This is a genomic window from Okibacterium sp. AC114 (assembly GCF_979253355.1).
The window spans coordinates 390,138-414,666 of the sequence record NZ_CEEDBR010000001.1 but is presented as its reverse complement, the minus strand read 5'-3'; the positions used below and the strand labels follow the sequence as shown (position 1 = coordinate 414,666).

The following is a 24,529-nucleotide window of genomic DNA, read 5'->3' as shown; positions in this document are numbered from 1 at the left end:
GGTGGGCGTGGGCTCAGGTGTGGGGGATGAACATGCGGAAAGGGCCCCGACTGCGATGGCTATGCCGAGCACAGCCGCGGCGGTCTGAGTCACGCGCGCGGAGCGCCCCCTGCGCGCCGGACGGCCGCTCGCCGCTACCATCGCGACCACTCGCCAGGTACGTATTCAACGGGGGCACGGCCCTCCGTGACGAGGTCATATTTTCCGGTGATGATTCTTCGCACGTTGTACAGACTCTCAGAACCCTCGCCGAGATATTTGCGAGCGTCGTCCTTTTCGTTTCCGCCCACGGCATTGTGTTCCTCGGCTGCATCGACCCAATTTCCATTCGGAAGTGTGCTGCCGTCGGAACCGAAGAGCGTCGCGCCCCAGCCGGTCTTCTCTGGGTCTTGGCGCCCCGAGATGAACCGTCCGAAGTCGGAGAGATGGTCCTCCTCCGCGTCCGTGACGAAGACCTTTTCGGGATCGACGTGTAAATCGTTGACGGAGATGTCGTTCGGGATCCCTGCGGACCCGAGGAACGTGACCGTGTCGACGTGGTGCTCCTTGTCGGCGAGCGCGATCGAGATCGTCGTCGTGCCATAGGAATGCGCGACAAGGTTGAGTTGCGAGGGGAGGTTGGCCGCCTCGCGATAGGCGTTATAGCCGTCGAGCGTGCGGCTGAGGCGGTCCGCTCCGGCTTCAGCTCGGGCGTTGAACGGCACCTCAAGCGCCTCGGGGCTGTCGTAATCCAGCCAGACGACGACCGCGCTCCGCTCATCGATGAGTTGCATTCTGGTGGCCCCCCGGAGGTAATCGTCGCTCGAGAGGACGCTGCTCGACATGCCGGGAACGAAGAACGTGGCGAATTGGGCTGTGTCGAGATCGCCCACGGAGATCGCGGCCAGTGGCACGCCCGGTGCCGAATTATCGAGAGAGATGAGAAAAAGCGGAGGAACGCGGGCCGGACCGAGGCCGTCACCGTAACGGTCGAGCAGATACTTCAAGCCGTTCTTCTTATTGAGAGCATCTTCACGCACGGCCGGCGTGTTGTGTAACGGGTCGCTGCCATCGACAATCGCATCGTATTCGGCCTTCGCCTCGTCGTAGAGCTGCTGCAGGCGTGAGACGTTGGCCCGATCGCGGTCGGTGTATTTCGCACCTTCGAGGTTGCCGACCACGGCGGGCGCCGCGGCGATGAGCGCCGCCACGAACTCGGGCGGCAGGTTCTGCCACAGCCCGGCCACTTCGGCGGGGCTCATCTTCGAGAGAGCGTCGGCGGCCGCCTGAGGGTCGTCGGCGTAGGCGGCCGCGAAGGTGGCCCCGTCGACCGTCGCCCAGGCCGCGATGGCGGTGGCGCCGTCGACCTGCGCGCCGGACACGATCGTCGACACGGGCGTTCCGCTGAGGGCGGCAACGGCGACGCCATCGGCCGCGAGTCGCCGTTCTAGCAGCGCAGCATAGGATTCGCGGTGGCCCTCGATCTCGGCGGCCAGCGTGCCCCACCGGCTGACACCGCTGTTGAAGTCGCTCACATCGGTCTCGCTCATGCCGCGCAACAGGCTCGTGGTGTCGGACTCGGGAATGCGCGCCGGTGGGTCATCCCACCCCGTGAACAGCAGGGAGGTGGAGGGTGACAACTCAGACAACGTGCCCCGCAGCGAACCGATACTGCGTTCCGCCTCGCTGCACGCCGTGCGCAGGAGACCCGCCTCGAGTTTGATCGACTCGACCTCGGTGGCGTAGGCACCGAGCGCGGCGGCGCACGCCTCGTGGCTCGCCGCCGTGGTGTCGAGCTTGTCGCCGAGCGCCGTGAGCATGAGGGCCGTCTGGGCCGTGACCTCGGACGTGTTCGACGAGCCGACCGTCGAACCCGCGGCGCGCACGACGGTCTGCAGCGTGCGACCCGTCTGGGCATCGGCGGTGTGTTGCTCGGCGGCCGAACGGATGGTGGCGACATCCCCCTTGTCGGGCTCGTCGAGATCGGAGAGGGCGCTCATTGTGCGGCCACCGGTTTCGAGCCCGACCCTGAACCGGCACCCGCGGCCAAAGCAGCATCGGTGGCCTTCAACGCATCGATGGCTGCGGCCAGGGCCGACGCTACGGCCGTGGCCGAATCACCGAGCGCCGTATCGGCCTGGCCGCAGACATCACGCGCGCTGGCCGCAGCCTGCGCCACCGCGGCCGACCCGACTGAGCTCTCGGACATCTCGCCCGCGGACCCCAACCCCGCGAAGACGAAGCTCGACGTGTAGCCCGTAACGCCCAGCGTTACCTGCCCCCGCGCCTGGTCGAGCGAGTCGTAATCAATCAGTAGATCAGCCATCGGAATCCCCCTTCGCATCGAACGCTACCGGCGAGCAAGACGGGACGGAATGGGCACCTCTCCCCTGTGCAGAGAAGGGCGCCGAAGAGGGTTGGGGAGAACGATCCGCTCAGGCGGACAGGTACTTCAGCACCGCCAGGACGCGGCGGTGGTCGCCGGTGGATGGCTGCAGCCCGAGCTTCTGGAACACCGAGGCGATGTGCTTCTCGATGGTGCCGGGCGTGAGGAAGAGGGCATCCGCAATGGCCTGGTTGGTGCGGCCCTCGGCCATGAGGCGCAGCACGTCGCGCTCACGATCGCTCACGGCGGCGAGCGCGTCGACCGCACGCGGCGGCGCGAACAGTTGCGTCACGACCTCGGGATCGAGCACGGTGTTGCCGGCTGCGATGCTGCGCAGGGCGTCGACGAAGGCTGCGACATCCGCCACCCGGTCTTTCAGCAGGTAGCCGACGCCGCCGCGACCGGCCGCGAAGAGTTCGCGTGCATACCGCGTTTCGACGTATTGCGAGAAGACGAGCACGCCCACATCGGGTGCCCTGTCGGTGACCTCGAGGGCCACGCGCAAACCCTCGTCGGTGAAGGTCGGGGGCATGCGCACATCCGTCACGAGCACGTCGGGGCGCAGCTCGAGTGTGGCATCGACCGCTGCCACGCCATCGCCGACGGCCGCGACCACGTCGATGCCGCGACCCGTCAGCAGGGCGACGAGCCCCTCGCGCACGATGGTCGAGTCTTCGGCGATGACGATACGCATCAGATGTTCTCCGCGGGGTAGAAGGAGCAGGACGGCCGGGACGAGCGCATCAGGGTCGACGGCGCGGACGCCGGTGTCGCGCCCGGACCGATCGACGACGACGACGAGGTTGCGTTCCGGCTCACAGCGCCGCCAGGGGCAGGTCGAGCGTGACGCGGGTGGGGCCGCCGTCGGGGCTGTCGATGAGCAGCGTGCCGTCGACCGTTCCGACGCGTTCACGCAGCCCGCGGAGGCCCGATCCGCGACCCGTGGCCGAGGCATCCTCACCGAAGCCGATGTAGGCACCCCCGCGCCCGTCATCGGCCACGACGACCTCCAACCGGTCGCCACGCTGGCTGAGCGTGATCGACGCCGACGATGCCTCGGCGTGTTTGGCGGCATTCGTCAACAACTCGAGCACGCTGAAGTAGACGATCGATTCGACCACCGACGACGGCCGTTCGCGCAGGCTGCTGTGAAAAGTGACGGGCAGCGCGGATGTCGCGGCCACCGTCTCGAGCGCCGTCTCGAGTCCCGCGTCCAGCGCCGGCGGGTGGATGCCGGCCGCCAGATCGCGCAACTCGACGAGCGCCTGCTTGGTGGCGGCGTGAGCGTTGTCAACGAGAGTGGCGACCGATGCGGCATCTTGCCCGGACGCCAAACGGTCGCGAGCGTCGCCCAGCGTCATGGCCAACCCCACCAAACGGGCTTGCGTGCCGTCGTGCAGGTCGCGCTCGATCTGGCGCAGGCGGGCGTCGGCGGTCGCGACACTCACGGTGCGCGACGTCGTCACCTCGCGCAGACGTTCGCGATTGCTGCGCCCGAGAAGCGCCCGCACCAGCAGCGTGTGCAGTCGCGCGAAGCCGTGGTTCATCGCGGGCCACACGAAGAGGAACACGACGAGGCCCACGACGCCGATGAGCGCGTATTCGCCGGGCGTGTCCACCCAACCATCCACGAACTGGATGCCGTTGGGCGCCGGCTGCCCGTCGCGCTCATTGGGGATGAACGGCGCCCAGAGTGCGGCCGTGACAAGTGACAGCGAGGTGACGAGGAAGACGGTCGAGACAATGATCGCGAACATCGTCGTGATGAACGCAATGGGGAGGAAGGCGAAGGCGCGCCACGTGGCGGCATCCGACAAGCGCGCGAAAGCCCACCCGAAGAAACCCGTGCCGCGCGGGTAGGGCGCTGGGGCGGGCACGTCGACGCCGGCCAGGGCGCGCGACAACCCTCGAGAGGCGGCCCCGACTGCCCGCGAGCCACTCAGAATGAATGCCGTGCCGAACAGCCCGATGACCGTGACCGCGAGCGGCGCGCCCGCGGCGAAAACGGCCACGAAGACGACCCAGCCGAAGCAGGCGACCCCGAACATGCCCCAGAGGTAGGCGAACTCGCGCCACGTCGAGGGGCGGAAGGCGGCGGTGAGAAAACGGAGCACGGGCGAGGAGGTCATGGCGTGATTTCTGTGAGGCGGACGGGAAGCCGTCCTCACGGCGAGCCTATCGCTGGCTCACCTGTCGGGCGACGGTTTCCATGCTTCCCGCCGCCGGCCGCCCGGGCAGCGAGGCCCTCCCCCGACCGTGTGGGGGTTAACCCGAAGAACGCTCGGCTCGCGCGCGACGGATGCGACGGATGACGAGCCACACGACCACGCCCACCACGGCCGCGATAACCAGATAGTTGAGAATCGACGAGTACTGGTCGATGAGGTGGTACTGCGTTCCGAGCAACGCCCCCAGGCTGATCAGGAGCGTATTCCACAGGCCACTGCCCAGCACCGTGAAGAGACTGAAGGTGACCAGGTTCATGCGTTCGGCACCGGCCGGCAGCGAGATGAGGCTGCGCACGCCCGGAATGAGGCGGCCGAAGAAGACGGCCGAACGACCGTGGCGGTCGAACCATCCGGCCGCCTTCTCGAAGTCTTCGCGGTCGACGAGCGGCAGCTTCGACAACCAGCGGATCGAGCGTTCGAGGCCGAGCGCCGCGCCCAACCAGTAAAGCAGCAGGGCGCCGACGTAGGCGCCGAGGGTCGACGTGGCGATGACGAGCACGATGTTCATCTCGCCCTGCTGCGAGATGAAACCCGCGAGCGGCAGAATGACCTCGCTGGGGATGGGCGGGAACACCGTCTCGAGCAGCGTGAACAGCCCGACGCCCCACGCCCCCAGCGTGTCGATGAGCTGCGCGGCCCAGCCGACGAGCCCGTCCAGCTGATCGATCGAAGATGAAGAATCACTCACCCTCAAAACGTTATGGGGTGGGCCGGGCCGCGTGCAGGGGGTTGCGGGCATACCGCGCTCTCACGCAGCACATTCACACGATCTTCGGATGCTCTGAGCGCAATCCCTCGAATTCTCGCCCGTGCCTGCGCCAAAATAGTTTCATGTCAACCACGTATCGCCGCCTCGACTGCCCGCCGGAACGCGTCTTCGAAGTGCTCGCCGACGGCTGGCTCTTCCCCTCGTGGGTGGTCGGTGCATCCCGCATGCGCGACGTCGACGACAACTGGCCCGCCATCGAATCGAAGCTGCAGCACTCCTTCGGGGTCTGGCCCGTGCTCATCGACGACAGCACCTCGATGATGGAGTGGGACCCGCCCCGGCGCGCCAAGCTGCGGGCCCGCGGATGGCCCATGGGCGAGGCCGAGGTCACGCTCGACGTGAAGCGGCGCGGCGACGGTTGCGTCGTGCGCATCACCGAGAAGGCCGTGCGCGGTCCGGGCAAGTTCGTGCCGGCGTTCATCATGGATCCGCCGTTGCACCTGCGCAACATCGAGGCTCTGCGCCGGCTCGCCTACCTGGCCGAAGGCGGCGCGGGCCGGGTGTCCGGGGCGGACAAGCTCTGACTGCCCCTCTGACGCCAGACGAGGTGCGCGTGCTGCACGATGCCCTCGATACGCAGCACCGCGAACTCCTGGCGCAACTCGGCACGCTCGACCGCTCGCTGCACGACCTGAGAGATGCTCGGTCGGGCGGGGATGCCGACGACGAACACGACCCAGAGGGCCCGACGCTGTCGTCGGAGTGGTCCCGGATGTCGGGGCTCGACGCATCCTTCCGCGGACAGCTCACGGCGACGGCGGCAGCACTCCAGCGGATCGCCGACGGCACCTACGGGACGTGCAGCCGCTGCGGCCGACCGATCGGTTTCGACCGGCTCGAGGCGCGGCCCGCCGCTGATCTCTGCATCGAGTGCGCGCGGCTGACGGCCTAGCGGAGGCCGTCGCGACAGGTGGAGTTGCGGCGGCAGTTGCGGTCCATCCTCAGCGCGACTCGCAGACCGCGTCGTCGAGCGTGGACAGGTAGTCGGCGAAGCCCTCCGGCGCGCGGCCCAGGCGACGGCCCGACGTGTGCACGGGTTGCGTCTGACCCCGGTGAACGTTGGCGCCCGACGCATCCAGCGCTTCGACCAGGCGCACGTCCTCCCCCGTGGCGATGTCTTCAAAACCACCCACCGCTTGATAGGCGCTGGCGCGCACGCCCAGGTTGGCGCCGAACACGTGCTCATGGTCGCGGCCGAAACGGTGGCGGGCCTTCCAGACCACCAGCTCACCGGACGTCAGATCCTCGGCGCGCGGCGAGACGATGCCGACGAGCGCGTCGCAACCGGAGCGCGCCCGGTGCAGGTGGTGCCGCAGCCAGGTCGTCGGCACCGCGGAGTCGGCGTCGGTGTTGGCGATCCACACGCGGTCGAGCGGGATGTGGCGGCCGGCCGCCGAGACGGCGAGCGCGCGCTCGATTCCTAGACGCCGGGCGCCTCCGACCCGCCCGATGGTCGATATGACGCACTCGGCCCCGGATGCGCGCGCGAGATCCTCGGTGCCGTCGGTGCACCGATCGAGCACGACGATCACGCGCACGGGAGGCGCTTCGTCGCCGAGAGCTTCGATGGCCCGGTCGATGGCCGCCAGGCTCGCGGCGATGGTCGTTTCCTCGTTGCGGGCGGGCAGGACGACGTAGACCTCGTCGACGCCTGTGCGCTCGGACGAGAAATCATGCGCCGGCAGCTCGTCGACGCGCCGCACGTCTGTCACGCGATCCGGCACATCCGCGCGTCCCGGTTCGATCACTCTGCCAAACCCGTCTCCTGGGCGACGGAGCGGCCGGGTGCCGTGCGGAAGACGTCGAGCACGAAGTCGCGTTCGGTGTGTGTCACCAGGAGGTCGAGGGCCGGGTTCAACCGCTCGCGAAAACGCTCGGTCACGGTATCGCCGTCGAGCGGATACTCCTCGACCGGATGCCGCCAATGGCAGGTCACGACCGTCGCGTCGGCGGCGAGGGTGCCGAGGATGCGATCGATCAGCACGTCGAGTTCCGCGCCCGACAGGTAGTAGCCGACCTCTGAGACGACGATCAGGTCGAAGGAGCCGGGTGGCCAATCGCCGGGAAGTGTGCGCCGCTCGAGAGCGACGTTGTCTCGGCCGGCCAACCGCTCTCTGGCCACCTCGAGCGCCGATTCGGCGATGTCGGTGGCGAGGAGGGCATCGGCCCGGTCGGCCAGCAGCGCCGTCGTCACGCCGATGGAGCTGCCGAGTTCGAGCACGTTCGCGTAGCGGGCGGCGGGTAGGGACGCCAGGGTGATGGCGCGTTTGCGCTCCTCGTACCAGCGGGTTTCGAAACCCCACGGGTCCCGTTCGCCGGCGTAGAAGTCGGTGAAGAAGTCGGCGCCGAGGGACGCGTCCGCTCCGTCATCCGTCGATGTCACGGCCGGGAGGAAGATCTCGACATCGCGGCGGAAGTGCTGCTGGAACGACTCCGACAGGATGGCCTCATCCCCCGGGTGTTCGGACAGCGGAGCGGTCTGCGACGTGTGGCTCGCCATGGCCAGCCGTTTGCGCTCACGGTCTTCCTCGGAGAGGGGCAGCACGAGCGCGTCGTTCCAGGGGATGTCGTCGCCCGCGGCATCCGACCAGAGCCAGCCCCAGATCGGATAGGCCGCGGCGCGCAGTCCGTGCCGCTCGGCAACGTGCGCGCTGGCTGCCGCAACCGCCGCGTGGTCGGGGTGGCGGTCGCCGAGCCACGGGCTCAGGATGACGGCGTCAGCAGGGGCGTCGATTTCCGCGTCAGCGTCAGCGTCGGCATCGGCGTCGGCGGCGGCAGCTGAGCCGAGAACGTCGGTCACGACACCCTCGATGAGCGTCGCCAGGTCGGCACTCTCGGCGAGCCCGCCATCCGGCAGCCCGAGGAAATGTCGACGCGATCCGGGGGCGACGATATCGAGCGCCTGACCGACCTCGTCCCGTCGCCAGGCCGCCAGGGCCTCGGGCGTCGTCGTGGGCGAATCCGGATGCGACGCCTCGCCGTCACTGGCGATGATCACGGTGATCGGGATGCCACGAGCGCTCGCCTGCGCCATGACGCCACCCGCCCCCAGCGTCTCGTCATCGGGGTGGGCCGCGGTCACGAAGAGGTGCGTGACGCCGTCGAGCGACCACGCCGGCGTGTGCTGCCAGGGGGCGGCGTCGAGCCAGGCGCTTTCGGACGTGCCGGCGTCGAGATGAGTGAACGTCACCAGTCAGCCCCTCCCGCGAGCACGGCACGGCCGATGGCTGCTTCGTCCCGTTCGGCGTGGTGCTGGCGCACGTAGAGCGAGAGGTCCGCGACGCGGCGGGCGTGGCGGGCATTCAGGGCGAGAGGCGCGGGCCCCAGGGCACGAGCCACCTCGCTCAACACGAGCTCCACGACATCCGCGATGATCATGCGGGTTCTGCCGGCCAAAAACTGGGGGTCGGATGCTGCGAGCCCCGCCCGGGCATCGATGAGTTCTGCCGCATCCCGCAGCGCCAGGCGTCCCGTCGTGAGCGCGGATTCGAGCCGGCCCACGTGCATGAGGCCGATCTGGTCGGGTTCGCGACGGGAGGCAGCCTCGAGCACGGCCCGGGCCACGCCGACCGCTCCCCCGAACCAGCACGCGGCAACGCCGATGCCGCCCCACGCGAAACCGGGGCGGCGGAGGTACCACCCGGCGTCACCGACGGGGGCCGCGGGGACATCGTCGAAATCGACCGGGCCGGATGCGACATCCGCGAGCCCGACGGCATGCCACACGCCATCCTGCACATGTACCCCGCCACGTGTGAGCGGAACCGCGAAGAGTCCGCGCTCGCCCGACGGCAGCCACGCTGTGACGAGCGCATGCGAAAGACGATCGGCCAGGGAGCACCACGGTTTCGTGCCGGAGAGGTGCCATCCGCCCTGCCCATCGGGTGTCGCCTCGAGCTTCACGCCGGGACCCTCTGCAGCGAAGACACCCCAGGTCGCATCGGCGGGGGCGAATCCTTCCGGCACGTCGATGCCGGCGGCACGCGCCTCGGCGAGAATGCCCAGCGCGTCGATATGCGGTTCGACAACCCGAGCCGTCGTCACATCCGCGGCGGCCAGAGTGGCGAGCGCCTCCCAGAGCGCGAGCGTGCCGCCATCCCCCGGTATCGGCATTTCGTTGCCGACCTCGCGGGCCAGATCGAGCGACGCCGACACATCGCCGGCGGCATCATCCGCGGCGCGAGCCAGGTCGTCGAGGGCAGGGGATGCTCCTGAAGCATCCGCCGCAGCGGCAAGGGGGTTGTCGCCCGGACGCCCGAGCGAAACAATCGAGGTAGCGCGTGACGCATGCATCGGTATGGATTCTCGCAATCTTCCTTCCGATCTTCGCATCCCCGACGCGCAGCTCGTGACCGTTGACAGAATGCGCACGACCCCCGAAGGAGCCCCATGGACAAGGATGCCGCCGAGAAGCGACACGACCAGCTGACCACAGCACCGAACGCCGTCGAATCGGATGCCGACCCCCGCATCGATGTGACCGAGCAGCCCGGCAAGCCCACGCGTATCGACATCCGCGACGACGCCGTGGTGCGCCCCGGTGAGAGCGACGAGGGCGACGAGAACGCCGGACGGTAACTCGCGACATCCGCTCGCGCAACCCGGTGTTGTGCGGCGTCGGACGCGCGTAGACAAGAGGCTATGAAAGCTCTCACCTGGCAAGCAAACAAGAAAGTCGCCGTCACCGATGTGGCCGACCCCCGGATCGAAGAGCCCACCGATGTGGTCATTCGGGTGACGTCCGCCGCCATCTGCGGCTCCGACCTGCACCTCTACGACGTGCTCGGACCGTTCCTCCACAAGGACGACGTACTCGGCCACGAGACCATGGGAGTCGTCGAAGAGGTGGGTTCCGACGTCTCGAACCTGTCCGTCGGCGACCGCATCGTCGTGCCGTTCGTGATCGCGTGCGGGCACTGCTACATGTGTCAAAAGGGTCTCACCACCCAGTGCGAGACGACCCAGAACACCGACACCGAGACGGGTGCAGACCTCTACGGCTACACCGATCTCTATGGCCGCGTGCCCGGGGGTCAGGCCGAACGCCTGCGCGTGCGCCTCGCCGACTTCAACGCCATCAAGGTGGGTCACGACCTGCCCGATGAGCGCTACCTCTTCTTGAGCGACATCCTTCCGACCGCTTGGCAGGGCGTGAAGTACGCCGACCTGCCCGAGGGCGGTGTGCTCGCGGTGATCGGCCTCGGACCCGTCGGCCAGTTCGCCGCCCGCATCGGTCGCCACCTCGGCCACCGCGTCATTGCCGTCGACCCCGTGCCCGAGCGCCGGCTCATGGCCGAGCGCTATGGCGTCGAGACCCTCGATCTCACGGATGACGTGCTCGACAAGCTGCGCGAGCTGACGGACGGCCGCGGCCCGGACTCGGTCGTCGACGCCGTCGGAATGGAGGCGCACGGAAACCCCGTGGCCGCCTTCGCGCAGAACGCGGCCGGCATCCTGCCCGACAAGATCGCGCAGAAGGTCATGACCACCGCGGGTGTTGACCGTCTGGGCGCTCTCAACCTCGCGCTCGACGCCGTGCGCCGCGGCGGAACGGTCTCGCTCAGTGGTGTCTATGCCGGCGTCGCCGACCCGATGCCGCTCATGAACATGTTCGACAAGCAGATCGCCCTGCGCATGGGTCAGTGCAACGTGCAGGCGTGGATCGACGACCTCCTGCCCCTCGTGGAAGACCCGGCCGACCCGCTGGGCGTCGAGGACCTCGTTACTCACCGCGTGCCGCTCGATCGCGCCGCCGAGATGTACGACACCTTCAAAGAGAAGAAGGATGGCTGCATCAAGGTCGTGCTGAAACCGCAGACCACCGCGGCCTGATCCTGGTCTGATTCGGCTTTTTTCGACCGTTTTCGGCCTTTTTCGACCCGTCGAACGGGCGAGCGCCGGCATCACCCATCATGGGGATGTCGGCGCTTTCTCGTGTCCGGCCCGGCCCAGGTTCGCGTCACGCAACGCAATACAAGACCTGCGCGGTGGCCGTTCTGCCAGACTGACCGGCACCTTCCGGGCGTGCGTGTGCGTGCCCGGCACCACCACGATTCACCGACCGATCGAGGCACCATGGCACCCACATCGAAACTCCTGCAGAAGCTGGCCGACGGCCCCGTCGTCGTCGCCGAGGGCTACCTCTTCGAGCTCGAGCGCCGCGGCTATGTGCAGGCGGGCGCCTATGTGCCCGAGGTGGTGCTCGAGCATCCCGAAAAGGTGGCCGAGCTGCACCGCGAGTTCGTGCGTGCAGGGTCAGACGTCGTCGAAGCGTTCACCTACTACGGCCACCGCGAGAAGATGCGGGTCATCGGCAAGGAACACCTGCTCGAGCCGCTCAACCGCGACGCCCTGCGCATCGCCACCGCCATCGCCGCCGAAACCGGCACCATCGCGGCGGGCAACATCTGCAACACCAACCTCTATGTCGGCGGCGACGATGCCGAAGACCGCTTCATCCGCGCCATCTTCGACGAGCAGATCGGGTGGGCCGCCGACGCGGGCGTCGACTACATCGTTGCCGAGACCATGGCCTACGCGGGTGAGGCCCTCATCGCCACGAAGGCGATCGTAGATGCCGGGCTCGCGGCCGTCGTCACGCTCGCGCCCCACCAGACCGATCTCACGCGCGAAGGATGGTCGTTCGCCGACGCCGCGCGCCGCATCGAAGACGCGGGCGCGAGCGTCATCGGCCTCAACTGCCACCGCGGGCTGTGGACGATCATGCCGCTCATCGAAGAGATCCGTGGCGCCGTGTCAGTGCCCGTCGCGGCGCTGCCCGTGCCCTACCGCACGACCGACGAGCACAAGACGTTCCAGGCCCTCGAAGACCCGCTGGCCGCGGCGGCCGGAAACGGGCGTGCTTTCCCCACCGCACTCGACCCCTTCACGGTCAACCGCTACGAGGTCGCCGACTGGGGTCGCGCCGCGGTCGCCACCGGGGTCGACTACGTCGGGCTCTGTTGCGGCGCCGGGCCGCACCACATCCGTGCGCTGGCCGAATCGATCGGTCGCACACCCGAAGGAAGCGCCATGAGCGCCGATATGACCAAGCACGCCCTGTTCGGCGACTACGAGGGAATCAAGGCCGAAAACCAGGCGCACGCGACGCGCATGTAGGGGCCAGGCGCGTTCGCATTGTTGGGCGAGTCGCGATGGCGTGGCCGATGTGAGCCTCAGCGGGCGTCGGTAGTGGGCGTCAGCGGCGTGCGACAGCGGCGGGCGTCAGTGGCGGCGCGTGTGAAAGAGCGGGGCGAACGGTAGGGCCAGGAGCGCCCCGACAATCGCGCCGGTACCGTTCGCGAGCAGGTCCCTCGGGTCGCTGACCCGAGACGGCACGAACTCCTGCACCCATTCGACGCCCACGCTGAGCGCGAGACCCGCGAGGGCGGCGAGCCAGAAACCGCGGGCCCCGAAGAGTAGGACGGCGAAGACTCCGAGCGGCGCGAACATGAGCACGTTGAGCGCGAACTCGGCGTCGGCGCTCGTGAAACCGGCCGGCAGAGGCAGGCTGCCGATGATGCTGAACGCACGCCCCGACAGCTGGCTCACGGCATCCCCGTGCCCCGCGGGGGCGAGTGTGATGAACCCGACCACCGCCAGGTAGATCGCGGCCAGGATGGCGACCACACCGCGGGCGACGCGTTTGCCGCGGGAACGGCCGGCTGTTCGCCGAGGACCGCCCGCCGTCGGTCGCGGTTCTGCGGGGGAAGTCGCGATCCGACGCCCGGACGCGCTCTGCGGCACGCCTCGAGCGGGCGTGTGCGACGGCGACGGGTAGGCGAAGGTTCCGGTGTGGGTCATGTTTCCACGCTAAGAAACTCGGCGCTGGAACGGACCGGTCGCAGGGTCCATCCGGATCGTTCGAGCGGACCATTCGATGTCGCCACACAGCTGGGGCTCAGCCTGTGGGCGGTGCCAGACTGGAGATATGACGATCGAATTGGTGACGTTCCCCGCGCAAGAACTGCCGGGTTGGCTCGAGAACCAGCGGGCCGAGTATCGCGCACACCGCATCGAAGCGGGAGACGACGAAGAGGCTGCCACCCGCCGAGCGGACGATTCGCAGGCGACCTACTTCGCGGGCGGCCGGCCCGCCGCGGGGCACGACGTTTTCGCGGTGCTGGAGGCCGGCGAACGCATCGGTGTGCTCTGGGTCGGGCCACACCCGGACGGCCTCGACGGTGTGGCCTGGGTGTGGGACATCGAGATCGATGCCGCACAGCGCGGTAAGGGTTTCGGCCGGGACACCATGCGCGCGGCCGAGGACTGGGCGCGCGACGCCGGCTATGCGTCGTTGGCCCTCAACGTTTTCGGCTTCAACACGGTGGCGCGCTCCCTCTATGAGTCGATGGGCTTCGAGACCACGTCCCTGCAGATGCGCAAGGCGCTCTAGAAGCGCTGCAGGTGGGCCGGCTCGGTCCACTCGGTCGCGAAGTCGGCACCCGTATGCAGCAGCACGACGGATTCGCCACGGTCGACCTTTGCCAGAGCGAACGCCGACACGGAGAGCGACGCCAGCAATCGCGCGCGCGACACGGACTTCGGGTCGACCGGGTTCTCGGCATTCGTCGGAAGACTCTCTGCGGCGGCGACCCGAGCTTCGTCAGCGGATGCTGCGCCGGCACGCTCGGGGGCCGCGGGGAAGGCCCCGGTGGCGCACTCGAGCGCCGCCGTGAAGGCACCGACGAGCTCGGCGTGATAGTCGGCGACGACCTGGCGGACCGTCTCGTCTTGGCCCGCTATGCCGGGTGCGGCCGTGACGAGCAGGCAGCCCTGGCGCGGCGAATCGGCCGGCAGGCCGGCCACCGTCTCGGCCAGTGCGGTGAAGTAGCGGATGAGGGCCTCGGCCGCCTCGCTCGGCGAATTCGACGGGTCGAGCAGGGGCGCGATGCGCGGGCGGATGATCGTCTCGAGGTAGTTCTCGACGGCCACGTCGAACAGGCCGCGCTTGCTGCCGAAGGCGTTGTAGATGCTCGAGCGGTTGAGGCCCGTTGCCTGCTCGAGGTCGGTGAGGGACACGGCCTCGTAGCCGAGCTGCCAAAAGAGATCGCGCGCGGCCTCGACGGCGTGAACAGTGTCGAAGACTTGGTGCCGGCCCATGCCGCCTCATTTCTCGCTCTTGCTTTTTTGTACCGATCGGTTCACTATCGTACTAGCGGTTCACGCCGCACACCACCCCCGTAGCGAAGGAATACCGATGGCTTCACCCCGCACATCCACCCAGATCCAGCTCGTCCGCCGCCCGAGCGGCTGGCCGACGACCGACGATGTGCGCACCGTCACCGTCGAGCTGCCCGACCTCGAAGACGGCCAGGTGCGCGTCGCAAACGAGTTCCTCTCGGTCGACCCCTACATGCGCGGTCGCATGAACGACGTCAAGTCCTACACCCCGCCCTACGCCCTCGGCGAGACCATGACGGGCGGCGCGGTCGGCCGCGTCGTCGAGTCCCGATCGGACGATGTGCCCGTGGGCGCCGTCGTGGTGCACCAGGAGGGCTGGCGCGACCTGACACAGGGCGATGCCGCGGGCTTCCGCGTCGTCGATGAGATCCCCGGCGTGCCCAACTCCGCCTACCTGAGCGTGCTCGGCATGACGGCCTTCACGGCATTCGTCGGCCTGAAGGAGATCGCCCAGCTGAAGCAGGGAGACGCCGTCTTCGTGTCGGGTGCTGCCGGCGCCGTGGGCTCCATGGTGGGTCAGATCGCCCGCCTCACGGGCGCGTCGCGCGTTATCGGTTCGGCCGGTTCGGCCGAGAAGGTCGCCCTGCTCACCGAGAAGTACGGCTTCGATGCGGCCTTCAACTACAAAGACGGCCCCGTGGCCGAGCAGCTGGCCGAGGCGGCCCCCCAGGGCATCGACGTCTACTTCGACAACGTCGGCGGAGAGCACCTCGAGGCCGCCCTCGGCGCCTTCAACGATGGCGGCCGCGGCGCGCTGTGCGGCGCCATCGCCGACTACAACAGCACCGAGACGCCCGTCGGCCCCAAGAACATGGCCAACATCGTCACGCGCGGCCTCACCCTCAAGGGCTTCACGGTCGGCAACTACACGCGCCACTTCCCCGAGTTCATCTCGCAGATGAGCACCTGGCTGCAGAACGGCGACGTCGTTTTCGACGAGACCGTCGTCGACGGCATCGAGAACACCTTCGACGCCTTCCTGCAGCTGATGCAGGGCGCCAACACGGGCAAGATGGTCGTCCGCGTGGCGGCACCCCAGGCCTGAGCCGAGGGCACGATCAGAAGAACGGCCCCGGTGTGTGAACACCGGGGCCGTTCCTCATGATCCTGGTCGGCGCCTCCGCGAGCTCCGGCGGAGGACGTGCGTCCGGGTGAGCGGCACAGCCTCAGGGCCGCAGAGCGGCGGCGTGCCGAGATCGGCTAGAGCGCCGCGCGAAGACCGTCGATCAGCGGCGTCGTCGGGTGGCCGATCAGGCGGCTGAGGTCGCCCGAGGTCTCGCCGAGCAAACCGTCGCGCGTGTTGGCGTCGAGCGCCACGACGAAGCCGGCGGTGCCGTCATCCAGCCCGGCGTCCTTGAGAATCGCGAGGTGCTCTTCCGACGAAACGGACTTCAGTTCGACCGGCTTGCCGAGGATCTCGGCAAACGTGTCGGCCAGCTGCTGCTGGTTCCAGGCGACATCCCCGCTCAATTCATATACCGAGCCGGCGTGACCGTCTTCGGAGACCACGACCGCGGCCGCCTCGGCGTAGTCGGTGCGAGACGCGCTCGAAACCAGGCCGTCGCCGGCGCTCGTGAGCAGAACGCCCGTGGCATCCGCCTGCTGCAGGGCGCCGACGTAGTTCTCGGTGTACCAGCCGTTGCGCAGGATCGTCGCAGGGATTCCGGAGGCGCGAATGAGCTCCTCGGTCGCCTTGTGCTCGGGCGCCAGGACGAGATCCGACGTGTCCGCCTTCGGCGCGCTGGTGTAGACGAGGTGCGTGACGCCGGCAGCGACGGCCGCGTCGATCGCGTTGCGGTGCTGCTCGACGCGCTGGCCCACCTCGCTGCTCGACACCAGAATGAGCGTGTCGGCACCCGTGAGGGCCTCGGTCAGGGTCTCGGGCCGCGCGTAGTCGAGGACCGCCGTGCGCACACCCGACTCGACGAGCGCCTGCAGCTTCTCGGTGCTGCGACCCCCGGCAACGATGTCAGCGGGCGCGACGCCGCGCGCGACGAGGTGTTCGACGATGGATTTTCCGAGGTGTCCGGTAGCTCCGGTAACGACGATGGTCATGGTGTCCTTTCCCGGCCTCCGTGCGGAAGCCTCTGAGTGCTACAACCGAGGCTAGGCCAGAAGCTTCCCAGACGCAGGTACCCACTTTTTGGTAAGTTGGTTCGCATGATCGAAAACGACGTTCGCGAGCGCATCCGACAGACCGTGTGGCCGGACTCCCCCGCGGGCGGCATGACGACCGAGCAGCAACTGCTGGGCAACGTCTTCGATGCGCAATGCCCGAGCCGCGCCATCCTCGACCATGTCACCAGCAAGTGGGGCGTGCTCGTGCTCGTCGCCCTCGAAGCCGAATCGCTGCGCTGGGGCGAGCTGCGGCGATCGATCGACGGCATCAGCGAGAAGATGCTCGCGCAGACACTCAAGCTGCTCGAGGCCGACGGGTTCGTGCACCGCGCGGCCCAGCCCGTCATCCCCCCGCGCGTCGACTACAGCCTCACGCCTCTCGGCCACGAGCTCGCCTCCCACCTCGTGCCCCTGCTGCGCTGGGTCGGCACCAATGTGGGCCGCATCATCGAGCACCAGGGGCAGGGCGCGGCATGAGCGGTTTCGACATCCGCCCCGCCACGGCGGCTGACTGGAGCGCCATCTGGCCCATCTTCCGCGACATCGTCGAGGCGGGCGAAACCTACGCCCTGCCCGAGGGCCTCACCTCAGATGAAGCGCGAGAGCTGTGGATGATCGAGCAGCCCGGCATCGTGGTCGTCGCGGTCTCCACGCGCCCCGACGACCGCGACGCCGTCCTCGGCACCGCCAAGGTCTTGCCCAACCGTCCCGGACGGGGCGCGCACGTGGCCACCGCCAGTTTCATGGTCGACCCGGCGCAGCACGGCCGCGGTGTCGGCCGCGCGCTCGGCGAATGGGCGATCGGCTGGGCCACGGATGCCGGGTACCGCGCCATGCAGTTCAACGCCGTCGTCGAAAGCAACACGCCGGCCGTCGCACTCTGGCAGAAACTGGGTTTCGAGATCATCGGCACCGTCCCAGCGGCCTACGACCACCGCAGACTCGGCCCGGTCGGTCTGCACGTCATGCATCGACCCCTCTGAGCGTCGGAGGTTCGCGCTAGTCTCGCCTCAACGATCCGAGTGAGGCCAGCATGAACAATCCCCGACCACCCGCTGATTCGCATGACCTCATCCACGTGCGCGGCGCGCGCGAGAACAACCTGCAGAACGTGTCGCTCGACATCCCGAAGCGGCGCCTCACGGTGTTCACGGGTGTCTCGGGTTCGGGCAAGTCGAGCCTCGTTTTCGGCACCATAGCGGCCGAGTCCCAGCGGCTCATCAACGAGACCTATTCAGCTTTCCTGCAGTCGTTCATGCCGAGTCTCGGCCGCCCCGATGTCGACGCACTGCAGAATCTGAGCGCCGCCATCATCGTCGACCAGGAGCGCATGGGCGCCAACTCGCGGTCGACTCTCGGCACGGCGACCGACGTCAACGCCATGCTGCGCATCGTGTTCTCGCGGCTCGGCGAGCCGCATATCGGGCCGTCCTTCCGTTTCGGGTTCAACGCTCCCGAGGGCATGTGTCTGCGCTGCGAGGGGCTCGGGCACGTCACCGACATCGACCTCGACGAGCTCTTCGACAGCACCAAGAGCTTGAACGAGGGCGCCATCACCATTCCGGGCTACAGCGCCGATGGATGGATGGTGCGCACGTTCGCCGAATCGGGCATCGTCCCGGGCGACGTGCCCATCGGCCGCTTCACCGAGCAGCAGCGGCAGGACTTCCTCTACAAGGAGCCCGTCAAGGTCGCGATCAACGGCATGAACCTCACCTACGAGGGTCTCGTGCCGAAGGTGCAGAGAAGCATCCTGTCGAAAGACAAAGACGCGGTGCAGCCGCATGTCCGCGCCTTCATCGACCGCGCCGTCACCTTTCAGACCTGCCCCGACTGCGATGGCACCCGGCTCAACGAGGCCGCACGGTCATCCCTGATCGAGGGCAAGAGCATCGCCGACTGCTCGCGCATGCAGATCAGCGATCTGGCGGCTTTCGTTCGAAACGTCGTCGACGACGAGGTGGCCCCGCTCATCTCCACGCTGCAGCAGACCCTCGACTCCTTGGTCGAGATCGGCCTCGGCTATCTGAGCCTCGACCGCACCGCGGCATCCCTGTCTGGCGGTGAGGCACAGCGGGTCAAAATGGTCAGGCACCTGGGCTCGAGCCTCACCGATGTCAGCTACATCTTCGATGAACCCACCGTCGGCCTGCACCCGCACGACATCGAGCGCATGAACGCGCTGCTCCTGCGGCTGCGCGACAAGGGCAACACGGTGCTCGTCGTCGAGCACAAACCCGAGACGATCGCCATTGCCGACCACGTGGTCGATCTCGGGCCGCGCGCCGGCATCAACGGCGGGCGCATCCAGTTCGAGGGCACCGTCGACGAGCTGCGGGCGAGCGACACCCTCACCGGGCGGCACCTCGGCGACCGCGTGCAGCTGCGCGAGAAGCCCCGGCAGCGCACCGGCGTTCTCGAGATTCGCGGAGCGACGAGGCACAACCTGAAAAACGTCGACGTCGACATCCCACTCGGTGTGCTGACGGTCGTCACAGGGGTGGCAGGTTCGGGCAAGAGCTCCCTCATCCACGGCTCCATTCCGCGTGGGGCCGATGTCGTCACGGTCGATCAGGCGCCCATCAAGGGTTCGCGTCGCAGCAACCCCGCCACCTATACCGGGTTGCTCGATCCCATCCGCACGGCTTTCGCCAAGGCGAACGGCGTGAAGCCCGCGCTCTTCAGCGCGAACTCGGCGGGGGCCTGCCCGAACTGCAACGGCAACGGCGTCATCTACACCGACCTCGCCATGATGGCCGGCGTCGCAACCGTGTGCGAGATGTGCGAGGGCAAGCGGTTCCAAGCATCCGTGCTCGAGTACACACTCGACGGCAAGAACATCGCCGAAGTGCTGGGCATGTCCGTGGCCGAGGCGCTCGACTACTTCGGCCAGGGCCCCGCGCGCGCCATCCTGCAACGCCTTTCCGATGTGGGTCTCGGATATCTGGGACTCGGCCAGCCGCTCACCACGCTGTCCGGCGGCGAGCGCCAACGCCTGAAGCTCGCCATCCATATGGCCGACAAGGGCGGCATCTATGTGCTCGACGAGCCAACCACCGGGCTCCATCTGGCCGATGTGGAGCACATGCTGGGGCTGTTCGACCGGCTCGTCGACAGCGGCAAGACCGTCATCGTCATCGAACACCACCAGGCGGTCATGGCGCACGCCGACTGGATCATCGACATCGGGCCGGGCGCCGGGCACGACGGCGGGCGCATCGTATTCGAGGGCACACCCGCCGACATCGTCGCCGATGCCACGACCCTGACAGGGCAGCATCTGAAGACGTACGTGGGGGCCTGACAGCCTGAGTAAGGCCGGCGAGACCGGCCGTCAGTCCTTGTTGCCCTTGCCGTTTCCGGGGGTGCCGCTGCCGGGCTCCGTATTCCCCTTGCCCGGGTTGCCATCGCCCGGAGACTTATCGGAGCCCTGGTCATCGGCATCGTCGTCATCCGGCGTCTCATCCCCGCCCGGCACGGTTTCGACCGGCGCCGGCGCCTGGGTCTGGTCGGTGACCCCCGTGCCCGACTCGCTGGGCTCGGGAGTGGGCGTCGACTGCGCGGCGATCAACGCCGCCAGGTCGGCACGCACCGTATCGATGGCCGCCTGGATCTCGGCAGAACGATCCGCCGTGACATCGCCGGCTTCGACGTACTCGGCGAGGCGGGCCTGCAGCACGTCGAGGCTCGCCACTGCACCCGCATAATCGCCGGATGCCGCACGATCCGCCGTCTGCACGACCGACGTGTCGAGTCTCTCCGTCGCCGCATCGGACGGATCGCTCGGCGCGCAGCCCGAAAGCAGCACCGTGCCGACGAGCGCCAACGCCACGGCCCCGCTGGTCGCGACACGCCTGAGACGCCCGAAACGCGGATCAGCACAGTTTCCGTTCCCCACACGACCAGTCACTGGTTTACCTCGTCTCGCAGCTGCTGCAGGTGCACGCCCAACGGCCCCGTCACGTCGGGGAGAGGCGTCTGCTCCGGGGTCGATCCATTCGACATCGCCACGGCGACTGCAATGGCGATGGCCGCCAGCACCAACACCGCGAACACCGCGATGATGACGACCGTTCGGCGGCCCAAGCGTTTTCTCTGCGCTCCCGACGCCCCAGACGGTGTGGGCCGATCGATGGCGGGCGCGGCTACCGTCGGCGCATCATCCTGCGAGGACCGCGCCGCGGCCCGCGTCTGCTGGCCGAGCTCGGGGGACGCGTGAACCGCCGACGGTCGATGCGCTGCAGTCACGTGCGGGTCGGACGGGGCCTGCAGGCTCGTCGGCGCATCAAGGCCGGCGGCATCGGGGGCTTCGACGGCGTGGACCGAGGTGCCGGACGTTTCCCACGGAGGCACAGAAGAGGCAACCGTCGACATGGCGGTGGCGACGGTTGCTCCAGCAGGGGTTTCCTGGGTGCCCGTCGTCGAAAATTCATGGATGGTGCGCGCCACGGCCAATGCATCCGGCCGCTGCTCGGGATCGCGGTTCGTCATCGCGACGAGGAGCGCGGCCCAATCGGCCCCCACGCTTTCGGGCACCACGGGGTCACGCAGCAGGCGCGCGGTCGCGGCTTCGATCATCGAACCCGGGAACGCCCGCACGCCTGTGAGGGCCTCGAGCAACACGAGCCCGAGGGAGTAGACATCGCTCGCAGGCGTCGGCGGCTCGCCCTTCGCCTGTTCGGGGCTGAGATAGGCGGCGGTGCCCACGAGCGTGCCGGGCAGCGTCAAACGCGTCGAATCGACGACGTAGGCGATTCCGAAGTCGGCGAGCTTCACGCGGAACGTGCGGTCGGGCGAGGTCGAATCTTCGAGCAGCACGTTCGACGGTTTGAGATCGCGGTGCACGATGCCCGCCGCATGCACCACGTGCAGGGCCTCGGCCAGGTCGGCCCCCATGCGCGCGACCTCGCGGCGATCGAGCGGCCCCGCGTCGAGAAGCTGAGACAGTGTCGGCCCCTCGACCAGTTCCATGGCCATGAAGGCGGGTTCACCGTCGAGCGCCGACCCGTCGCTGGCGTCGTAGAGCGTGACGAGTGCGTGGTGTTTGAGCGAGGCGAGCAAGCGAATCTCGGATGTCTTACGACCCTCGTCCTTATCCGACTCGCCCGTTGCGGCAAAGAGTTTGAGCGCGACCGTGCGGCCGAGCGACAGGTCCTGCGCCCGGTAGACGGCCGCCATGCCGCCGCGGCCGATGAGCGTATCGACGCGGTAACGCCCGGCCACGACCTGGTTGTCGCCGCCGCCGACATCGTCACCGTCACCGTCACCGGCGGCACGGGGAGGCCGCGCAGAGTCGAGGGTCATTCGCTTCTCCATCCGGCGTGTCGGGGGTGCCGGTCCGATGCGTTCAGAGGGAATGCACCGGAGACTCGATGTTAGTGCGCGCCCGTCCCGCACGACTACCGGTTGCGCCGAATCGAAAAATCAGAGTGGTCGCAAAATCCCCGACCAGAGGGCTATCTCAAAATTTGCTGAGGCGACTTGAAGCGGCCTTTTCGTCGTGGTAATTCTATATCTGCCGGGTCACCCGGACCCGGTTCACACCGAGAGGAGAGTCACTCATTATGGCAATGTCTTTCGATCCTTTCAGCCAGCTCGACCGCTTCGCCGCGAGCGTTCTCGACGCCAAGGCGTCGCCGCGGTTCATGCCCGTCGACCTGCACCGCAGCGGCGATCACTATGTGGTGAACGCCGACCTGCCGGGCGTCGACCCGGGTTCCGTCGATGTCGACGTCGACGGTCAGGTGTTGACCATCCGCGCCGAACGCACCGCGCCCGAGACATCCGGCGTCACCTGGTTGTCCCGTGAGCGGCCATCCGGCTCCTATCTGCGCCAGTTCAGCCTGGGCGAGGGCGTGGATGTCGAACGCATCACCGCGAGCTACGAGAACGGTGTGCTCAGCATCCTCATCCCGGTGAGCGAGCGGGCCAAACCCCGCAAGATCCAGATCACCGAGAGGAGCTCGGACACCGAGCAACCGCGGCTCAACGCCGCTTCCTCGGCGGCGGCGGCGAGCTAGCCGCAGCCCAGGCGCCCGGCGAGCCCTGCGCGTCCGCCGCGGCACCAGCCTCTGCTCTGCCGAAAACGACAGGGCGGGTCACCCGAGAGTGGCCCGCCCTTTGCGTGTGATCAAGCTCGTGCTCTACGCCTGCCGCACACGTCGGGGCTCCGCGTCAGTCAGCGGGGAGGGCCGCGATCGGGCTCGAATCGAGGTGGGCGAGGATGTCGGCTGCGTCGTCATAGACCTCGACGGCACCCGCTTCGCGCAGTTCGGCTGAGCCGATGCCACCCGAGCGCACACCGATGGTGGAGACGCCGGCCTTCGCGGCCGCCTCGACATCCCACACCGTGTCGCCGACGAAGACCGCGTGGTCGGCGTCGACCCCGGCGCGCTCGAGGGCGACCTGCACGATGTCGGGTCGCGGCTTGGCGGTCTCCACATCTTCGGACGACGTCACGGCGAACAGCTGGTCCTCCACGTCGAGGATGTCGCGCAGCGTCTTCAGCTCGTCCTCGGGCGCCGATGTGGCGAGGACGACGCGCATCCCCCGCTCGGCGACCGCTCGGATCAGGTCACGCGCACCCGACAGGGGTTCGAGCCGTTCGGCCAGCTCCTTGTAATACAGCGAGTGCAGATCGGATGCCCTCTCCACCGTCTCGTCATCCGCCCCGGGCAGGATCGCCTCCATCAGAAGCGAAGAATCCTTGCCGATCGCGGCGTGAATCCGCCACGAGTCGACCGAGCGGCCCACCCCGTCGACGGCCTTCTCCCACGCTTGTACGTGCAGGTAGTTCGAGTCGACGAGCGTTCCGTCGATGTCGAAGAGGACGGCGTTGGGCGAGGTGGACATGAAGCTCCTTCTATCGTTGCGTGTCACGACGAGTCTCATCGCGCGACGCCGGCCCGCTCGTGACAGGGGCGGCACTGCAAACGGCCACTATAGGTGGGCCCGCTCGCCGCGCGCTATCCCCTTCCCTCGCTGTGGAGCCGGCCCTACCGGGCGCCCCTTGCCGCGCCAGTTTTGTGTCGCTACATTGAAGGCACCCACCATCCATCGAGGGAGTGTCTGTGCCGAGTCCGTTCCGAATCGACCCCGCATCGGCGACGGCGCCGTTCGAACAGCTGCGCACGCAGGTGATCTCGGGGGTCAAGGACGGGACGCTCGTTCCGGGCACGAAGCTGCCGACGGTGCGCAAACTCGCCGACGAATTGAACCTCGCACCCAACACCATCGCGCGCGCCTATCGCGAGCTCGAGCACGACGACGTGATCGAGACGCGTGGGCGAAACGGCACATTCGTCTCGGCTACCGGCGACGCCGACCAGAGACATGCTCAAGAAGCAGCCACCGCCTATGCCGCACGCACCGCGCAGCTGGGCCTCACGACGGCCGAGGCGCTGGCGATTGTGACGGCCGCGCTGCAGGGTTCGCCGCCCCGCGTGCATCCGTGATTTAGACTCTTGTCGACCGAGGAGGCTTCGTGTTTTCGACGGTCGTTGGACCGACGAACGAAGTAGGGAACCCCTGTGGGAAGAATCATCTACGGCTACGACTCCGCCGAAATCGAATTCGAGGATCGTCTGCTCGCGCACCTCAAGGTAGCTATCGTGACGAAGCTGCGCCGCGACGAGAAGTTCACGTTGTCGTGGGACCACGGCATCGACGGTGGCGGCGGGCGCAGCACCGTGTGGATCCACCCGTCCATCCCGCTGCAGTTCATCTTCTCGGGCAGCCGCGAGGCCACTCTCAACCGGGACTGGATCGAACAGCTCATGATGTCGGCCAACAGCACGGGCGGCCTGCAGGTCGTGGCCGAACCCCGCGAAGGCGCGTAACACCCCGCCTAGCCTCGCGGCGCTTACT

The 24,529-nt window shown here is 68.0% G+C and carries 27 protein-coding genes; 13 read left to right on the top strand and 14 right to left on the bottom strand.

The window, feature by feature from the left end; genetic code table 11:
* Nucleotides 1–134 precede the first annotated feature (134 nt).
* From ACZ6IE_RS02025 to ACZ6IE_RS02005, 5 genes are all read right to left on the bottom strand, one after another.
* Nucleotides 135–1,979 (bottom strand): alpha/beta hydrolase, encoded by a 1,845-nt coding sequence (locus ACZ6IE_RS02025; protein WP_464606555.1) that lies wholly within the window; start codon nucleotides 1,977–1,979, stop codon nucleotides 135–137.
* Nucleotides 1,976–2,305: a hypothetical protein gene (locus ACZ6IE_RS02020; RefSeq protein ID WP_464606554.1), complete on the bottom strand. Its 330-nt coding sequence runs from the start codon at nucleotides 2,303–2,305 to the stop codon at nucleotides 1,976–1,978. The genes ACZ6IE_RS02025 and ACZ6IE_RS02020 overlap by 4 nt, the downstream gene beginning before the upstream one ends.
* Nucleotides 2,306–2,414: 109 nt before the next feature.
* Nucleotides 2,415–3,059, bottom strand: a complete 645-nt coding sequence (locus ACZ6IE_RS02015) for a response regulator transcription factor (RefSeq protein ID WP_464606553.1) — start codon at nucleotides 3,057–3,059, stop codon at nucleotides 2,415–2,417.
* A 121-nt stretch (nucleotides 3,060–3,180) separates the two neighbouring features.
* A complete protein-coding gene (locus tag ACZ6IE_RS02010; RefSeq protein ID WP_464606552.1) occupies nucleotides 3,181–4,494 on the bottom strand; it encodes a sensor histidine kinase in 1,314 nt (437 codons plus the stop codon).
* Between the two features lie 136 nt (nucleotides 4,495–4,630).
* Nucleotides 4,631–5,281 carry a DedA family protein gene (locus ACZ6IE_RS02005; protein ID WP_464606551.1) on the bottom strand — a complete coding sequence of 217 codons (651 nt, stop codon included), beginning with the start codon at nucleotides 5,279–5,281 and terminating at the stop codon, nucleotides 4,631–4,633.
* Nucleotides 5,282–5,424: 143 nt separating this feature from the next.
* On the opposite strand from ACZ6IE_RS02005, the gene ACZ6IE_RS02000 reads away from it, so the two are divergent.
* Both ACZ6IE_RS02000 and ACZ6IE_RS01995 read left to right on the top strand, forming a co-directional pair.
* Nucleotides 5,425–5,886, top strand: coding sequence for an SRPBCC family protein (locus ACZ6IE_RS02000; RefSeq protein WP_464606550.1), 462 nt, complete (start codon nucleotides 5,425–5,427; stop codon nucleotides 5,884–5,886).
* A 29-nt stretch (nucleotides 5,887–5,915) separates the two neighbouring features.
* The gene (locus ACZ6IE_RS01995; protein ID WP_464606549.1) at nucleotides 5,916–6,254 is read left to right on the top strand and encodes a TraR/DksA family transcriptional regulator; all 339 of its coding nucleotides are present in this window, start codon (nucleotides 5,916–5,918) and stop codon (nucleotides 6,252–6,254) included.
* 49 nt (nucleotides 6,255–6,303) lie between these two features.
* On the opposite strand, the gene ACZ6IE_RS01990 is transcribed toward ACZ6IE_RS01995, so the two are convergent.
* Genes ACZ6IE_RS01990 through ACZ6IE_RS01980 form a run of 3 tightly spaced genes read right to left on the bottom strand, consistent with a single transcriptional unit; the run spans nucleotide 6,304 to nucleotide 9,655 of the window.
* Complete coding sequence (locus tag ACZ6IE_RS01990; protein WP_464606548.1) at nucleotides 6,304–7,074, bottom strand: glycosyltransferase family 2 protein; 771 nt, start codon at nucleotides 7,072–7,074, stop codon at nucleotides 6,304–6,306.
* Nucleotides 7,075–7,106: 32 nt separating this feature from the next.
* Nucleotides 7,107–8,552 carry a PIG-L family deacetylase gene (locus ACZ6IE_RS01985; RefSeq protein ID WP_464606547.1) on the bottom strand — a complete coding sequence of 482 codons (1,446 nt, stop codon included), beginning with the start codon at nucleotides 8,550–8,552 and terminating at the stop codon, nucleotides 7,107–7,109.
* Nucleotides 8,549–9,655 (bottom strand): acyl-CoA dehydrogenase, encoded by a 1,107-nt coding sequence (locus tag ACZ6IE_RS01980; RefSeq protein WP_464606546.1) that lies wholly within the window; start codon nucleotides 9,653–9,655, stop codon nucleotides 8,549–8,551. Before ACZ6IE_RS01980 ends, ACZ6IE_RS01985 begins: the two co-directional genes overlap by 4 nt.
* A gap of 96 nt (nucleotides 9,656–9,751) precedes the next feature.
* On the opposite strand from ACZ6IE_RS01980, the gene ACZ6IE_RS01975 reads away from it, so the two are divergent.
* The 3 genes from ACZ6IE_RS01975 (at nucleotide 9,752) to ACZ6IE_RS01965 (ending at nucleotide 12,481) form a co-directional block, all read left to right on the top strand.
* Nucleotides 9,752–9,940 carry a multidrug transporter gene (locus tag ACZ6IE_RS01975; protein ID WP_464606545.1) on the top strand — a complete coding sequence of 63 codons (189 nt, stop codon included), beginning with the start codon at nucleotides 9,752–9,754 and terminating at the stop codon, nucleotides 9,938–9,940.
* Nucleotides 9,941–10,003: 63 nt separating this feature from the next.
* Complete coding sequence (locus tag ACZ6IE_RS01970; protein ID WP_464606544.1) at nucleotides 10,004–11,194, top strand: zinc-dependent alcohol dehydrogenase; 1,191 nt, start codon at nucleotides 10,004–10,006, stop codon at nucleotides 11,192–11,194.
* Nucleotides 11,195–11,437: 243 nt separating this feature from the next.
* The gene (locus ACZ6IE_RS01965) at nucleotides 11,438–12,481 is read left to right on the top strand and encodes a homocysteine S-methyltransferase family protein (protein ID WP_464606543.1); all 1,044 of its coding nucleotides are present in this window, start codon (nucleotides 11,438–11,440) and stop codon (nucleotides 12,479–12,481) included.
* A 105-nt stretch (nucleotides 12,482–12,586) separates the two neighbouring features.
* On the opposite strand, the gene ACZ6IE_RS01960 is transcribed toward ACZ6IE_RS01965, so the two are convergent.
* Complete coding sequence (locus ACZ6IE_RS01960; RefSeq protein ID WP_464606542.1) at nucleotides 12,587–13,165, bottom strand: VanZ family protein; 579 nt, start codon at nucleotides 13,163–13,165, stop codon at nucleotides 12,587–12,589.
* A gap of 127 nt (nucleotides 13,166–13,292) precedes the next feature.
* On the opposite strand from ACZ6IE_RS01960, the gene ACZ6IE_RS01955 reads away from it, so the two are divergent.
* Nucleotides 13,293–13,757, top strand: coding sequence for a GNAT family N-acetyltransferase (locus tag ACZ6IE_RS01955; RefSeq protein WP_464606541.1), 465 nt, complete (start codon nucleotides 13,293–13,295; stop codon nucleotides 13,755–13,757).
* Here the strand turns inward: ACZ6IE_RS01955 and ACZ6IE_RS01950 are convergent.
* Complete coding sequence (locus ACZ6IE_RS01950) at nucleotides 13,754–14,464, bottom strand: TetR/AcrR family transcriptional regulator (RefSeq protein ID WP_464606540.1); 711 nt, start codon at nucleotides 14,462–14,464, stop codon at nucleotides 13,754–13,756. The two genes, ACZ6IE_RS01955 and ACZ6IE_RS01950, sit on opposite strands and share 4 nt — an antisense overlap.
* 97 nt (nucleotides 14,465–14,561) lie before the next feature.
* On the opposite strand from ACZ6IE_RS01950, the gene ACZ6IE_RS01945 reads away from it, so the two are divergent.
* Nucleotides 14,562–15,590, top strand: coding sequence for an NADP-dependent oxidoreductase (locus ACZ6IE_RS01945; RefSeq protein ID WP_464606539.1), 1,029 nt, complete (start codon nucleotides 14,562–14,564; stop codon nucleotides 15,588–15,590).
* A gap of 155 nt (nucleotides 15,591–15,745) precedes the next feature.
* On the opposite strand, the gene ACZ6IE_RS01940 is transcribed toward ACZ6IE_RS01945, so the two are convergent.
* Nucleotides 15,746–16,600 carry an SDR family oxidoreductase gene (locus ACZ6IE_RS01940; RefSeq protein WP_464606538.1) on the bottom strand — a complete coding sequence of 285 codons (855 nt, stop codon included), beginning with the start codon at nucleotides 16,598–16,600 and terminating at the stop codon, nucleotides 15,746–15,748.
* 171 nt (nucleotides 16,601–16,771) lie between these two features.
* Between ACZ6IE_RS01940 and ACZ6IE_RS01935 the strand changes: the two genes are divergently transcribed.
* Genes ACZ6IE_RS01935 through ACZ6IE_RS01925 form a run of 3 tightly spaced genes read left to right on the top strand, consistent with a single transcriptional unit; the run spans nucleotide 16,772 to nucleotide 19,967 of the window.
* Nucleotides 16,772–17,140, top strand: a complete 369-nt coding sequence (locus tag ACZ6IE_RS01935; protein ID WP_464608572.1) for a winged helix-turn-helix transcriptional regulator — start codon at nucleotides 16,772–16,774, stop codon at nucleotides 17,138–17,140.
* Nucleotides 17,137–17,646 (top strand): N-acetyltransferase family protein, encoded by a 510-nt coding sequence (locus ACZ6IE_RS01930; protein WP_464606537.1) that lies wholly within the window; start codon nucleotides 17,137–17,139, stop codon nucleotides 17,644–17,646. Before ACZ6IE_RS01935 ends, ACZ6IE_RS01930 begins: the two co-directional genes overlap by 4 nt.
* A 50-nt stretch (nucleotides 17,647–17,696) precedes the next feature.
* Nucleotides 17,697–19,967 (top strand): ATP-binding cassette domain-containing protein, encoded by a 2,271-nt coding sequence (locus ACZ6IE_RS01925; protein ID WP_464606536.1) that lies wholly within the window; start codon nucleotides 17,697–17,699, stop codon nucleotides 19,965–19,967.
* Nucleotides 19,968–19,997: 30 nt separating this feature from the next.
* Here the strand turns inward: ACZ6IE_RS01925 and ACZ6IE_RS01920 are convergent, their stop codons facing one another.
* Together ACZ6IE_RS01920 and ACZ6IE_RS01915 are read right to left on the bottom strand one after the other, a co-directional pair.
* Nucleotides 19,998–20,489: a hypothetical protein gene (locus ACZ6IE_RS01920; protein ID WP_464606535.1), complete on the bottom strand. Its 492-nt coding sequence runs from the start codon at nucleotides 20,487–20,489 to the stop codon at nucleotides 19,998–20,000.
* Nucleotides 20,490–20,569: 80 nt separating this feature from the next.
* Complete coding sequence (locus tag ACZ6IE_RS01915; RefSeq protein ID WP_464606534.1) at nucleotides 20,570–21,967, bottom strand: serine/threonine-protein kinase; 1,398 nt, start codon at nucleotides 21,965–21,967, stop codon at nucleotides 20,570–20,572.
* Between the two features lie 260 nt (nucleotides 21,968–22,227).
* Here ACZ6IE_RS01915 and ACZ6IE_RS01910 point away from each other — a divergent pair, with 260 nt between their 5' ends.
* Nucleotides 22,228–22,683, top strand: coding sequence for an Hsp20/alpha crystallin family protein (locus tag ACZ6IE_RS01910; protein ID WP_464606533.1), 456 nt, complete (start codon nucleotides 22,228–22,230; stop codon nucleotides 22,681–22,683).
* Between the two features lie 154 nt (nucleotides 22,684–22,837).
* Here ACZ6IE_RS01910 and ACZ6IE_RS01905 read toward each other — a convergent pair whose 3' ends face one another.
* Nucleotides 22,838–23,515, bottom strand: coding sequence for an HAD family hydrolase (locus tag ACZ6IE_RS01905; RefSeq protein WP_464606532.1), 678 nt, complete (start codon nucleotides 23,513–23,515; stop codon nucleotides 22,838–22,840).
* Nucleotides 23,516–23,733: 218 nt separating this feature from the next.
* On the opposite strand from ACZ6IE_RS01905, the gene ACZ6IE_RS01900 reads away from it, so the two are divergent.
* Both ACZ6IE_RS01900 and ACZ6IE_RS01895 read left to right on the top strand, forming a co-directional pair.
* Nucleotides 23,734–24,117: a GntR family transcriptional regulator gene (locus tag ACZ6IE_RS01900; RefSeq protein WP_464606531.1), complete on the top strand. Its 384-nt coding sequence runs from the start codon at nucleotides 23,734–23,736 to the stop codon at nucleotides 24,115–24,117.
* Between the two features lie 75 nt (nucleotides 24,118–24,192).
* Complete coding sequence (locus ACZ6IE_RS01895) at nucleotides 24,193–24,501, top strand: DUF7882 family protein (RefSeq protein WP_464606530.1); 309 nt, start codon at nucleotides 24,193–24,195, stop codon at nucleotides 24,499–24,501.
* Nucleotides 24,502–24,529 lie beyond the last annotated feature (28 nt).

Coding starts and splice junctions, on each gene's coding strand:
- ACZ6IE_RS02025 (WP_464606555.1), bottom strand. CDS start 1,979: ATGAGCGCCCTCTCCGATCTCGACGAGCCCGACAAGGGGGATGTCGCC.
- ACZ6IE_RS02020 (WP_464606554.1), bottom strand. CDS start 2,305: ATGGCTGATCTACTGATTGATTACGACTCGCTCGACCAGGCGCGGGGG.
- ACZ6IE_RS02015 (WP_464606553.1), bottom strand. CDS start 3,059: ATGCGTATCGTCATCGCCGAAGACTCGACCATCGTGCGCGAGGGGCTC.
- ACZ6IE_RS02010 (WP_464606552.1), bottom strand. CDS start 4,494: ATGACCTCCTCGCCCGTGCTCCGTTTTCTCACCGCCGCCTTCCGCCCC.
- ACZ6IE_RS02000 (WP_464606550.1), top strand. CDS start 5,425: ATGTCAACCACGTATCGCCGCCTCGACTGCCCGCCGGAACGCGTCTTC.
- ACZ6IE_RS01980 (WP_464606546.1), bottom strand. CDS start 9,655: ATGCATGCGTCACGCGCTACCTCGATTGTTTCGCTCGGGCGTCCGGGC.
- ACZ6IE_RS01975 (WP_464606545.1), top strand. CDS start 9,752: ATGGACAAGGATGCCGCCGAGAAGCGACACGACCAGCTGACCACAGCA.
- ACZ6IE_RS01970 (WP_464606544.1), top strand. CDS start 10,004: ATGAAAGCTCTCACCTGGCAAGCAAACAAGAAAGTCGCCGTCACCGAT.
- ACZ6IE_RS01965 (WP_464606543.1), top strand. CDS start 11,438: ATGGCACCCACATCGAAACTCCTGCAGAAGCTGGCCGACGGCCCCGTC.
- ACZ6IE_RS01960 (WP_464606542.1), bottom strand. CDS start 13,165: ATGACCCACACCGGAACCTTCGCCTACCCGTCGCCGTCGCACACGCCC.
- ACZ6IE_RS01955 (WP_464606541.1), top strand. CDS start 13,293: ATGACGATCGAATTGGTGACGTTCCCCGCGCAAGAACTGCCGGGTTGG.
- ACZ6IE_RS01950 (WP_464606540.1), bottom strand. CDS start 14,464: ATGGGCCGGCACCAAGTCTTCGACACTGTTCACGCCGTCGAGGCCGCG.
- ACZ6IE_RS01945 (WP_464606539.1), top strand. CDS start 14,562: ATGGCTTCACCCCGCACATCCACCCAGATCCAGCTCGTCCGCCGCCCG.
- ACZ6IE_RS01940 (WP_464606538.1), bottom strand. CDS start 16,600: ATGACCATCGTCGTTACCGGAGCTACCGGACACCTCGGAAAATCCATC.
- ACZ6IE_RS01935 (WP_464608572.1), top strand. CDS start 16,772: ATGACGACCGAGCAGCAACTGCTGGGCAACGTCTTCGATGCGCAATGC.
- ACZ6IE_RS01930 (WP_464606537.1), top strand. CDS start 17,137: ATGAGCGGTTTCGACATCCGCCCCGCCACGGCGGCTGACTGGAGCGCC.
- ACZ6IE_RS01925 (WP_464606536.1), top strand. CDS start 17,697: ATGAACAATCCCCGACCACCCGCTGATTCGCATGACCTCATCCACGTG.
- ACZ6IE_RS01915 (WP_464606534.1), bottom strand. CDS start 21,967: ATGACCCTCGACTCTGCGCGGCCTCCCCGTGCCGCCGGTGACGGTGAC.
- ACZ6IE_RS01910 (WP_464606533.1), top strand. CDS start 22,228: ATGGCAATGTCTTTCGATCCTTTCAGCCAGCTCGACCGCTTCGCCGCG.
- ACZ6IE_RS01905 (WP_464606532.1), bottom strand. CDS start 23,515: ATGTCCACCTCGCCCAACGCCGTCCTCTTCGACATCGACGGAACGCTC.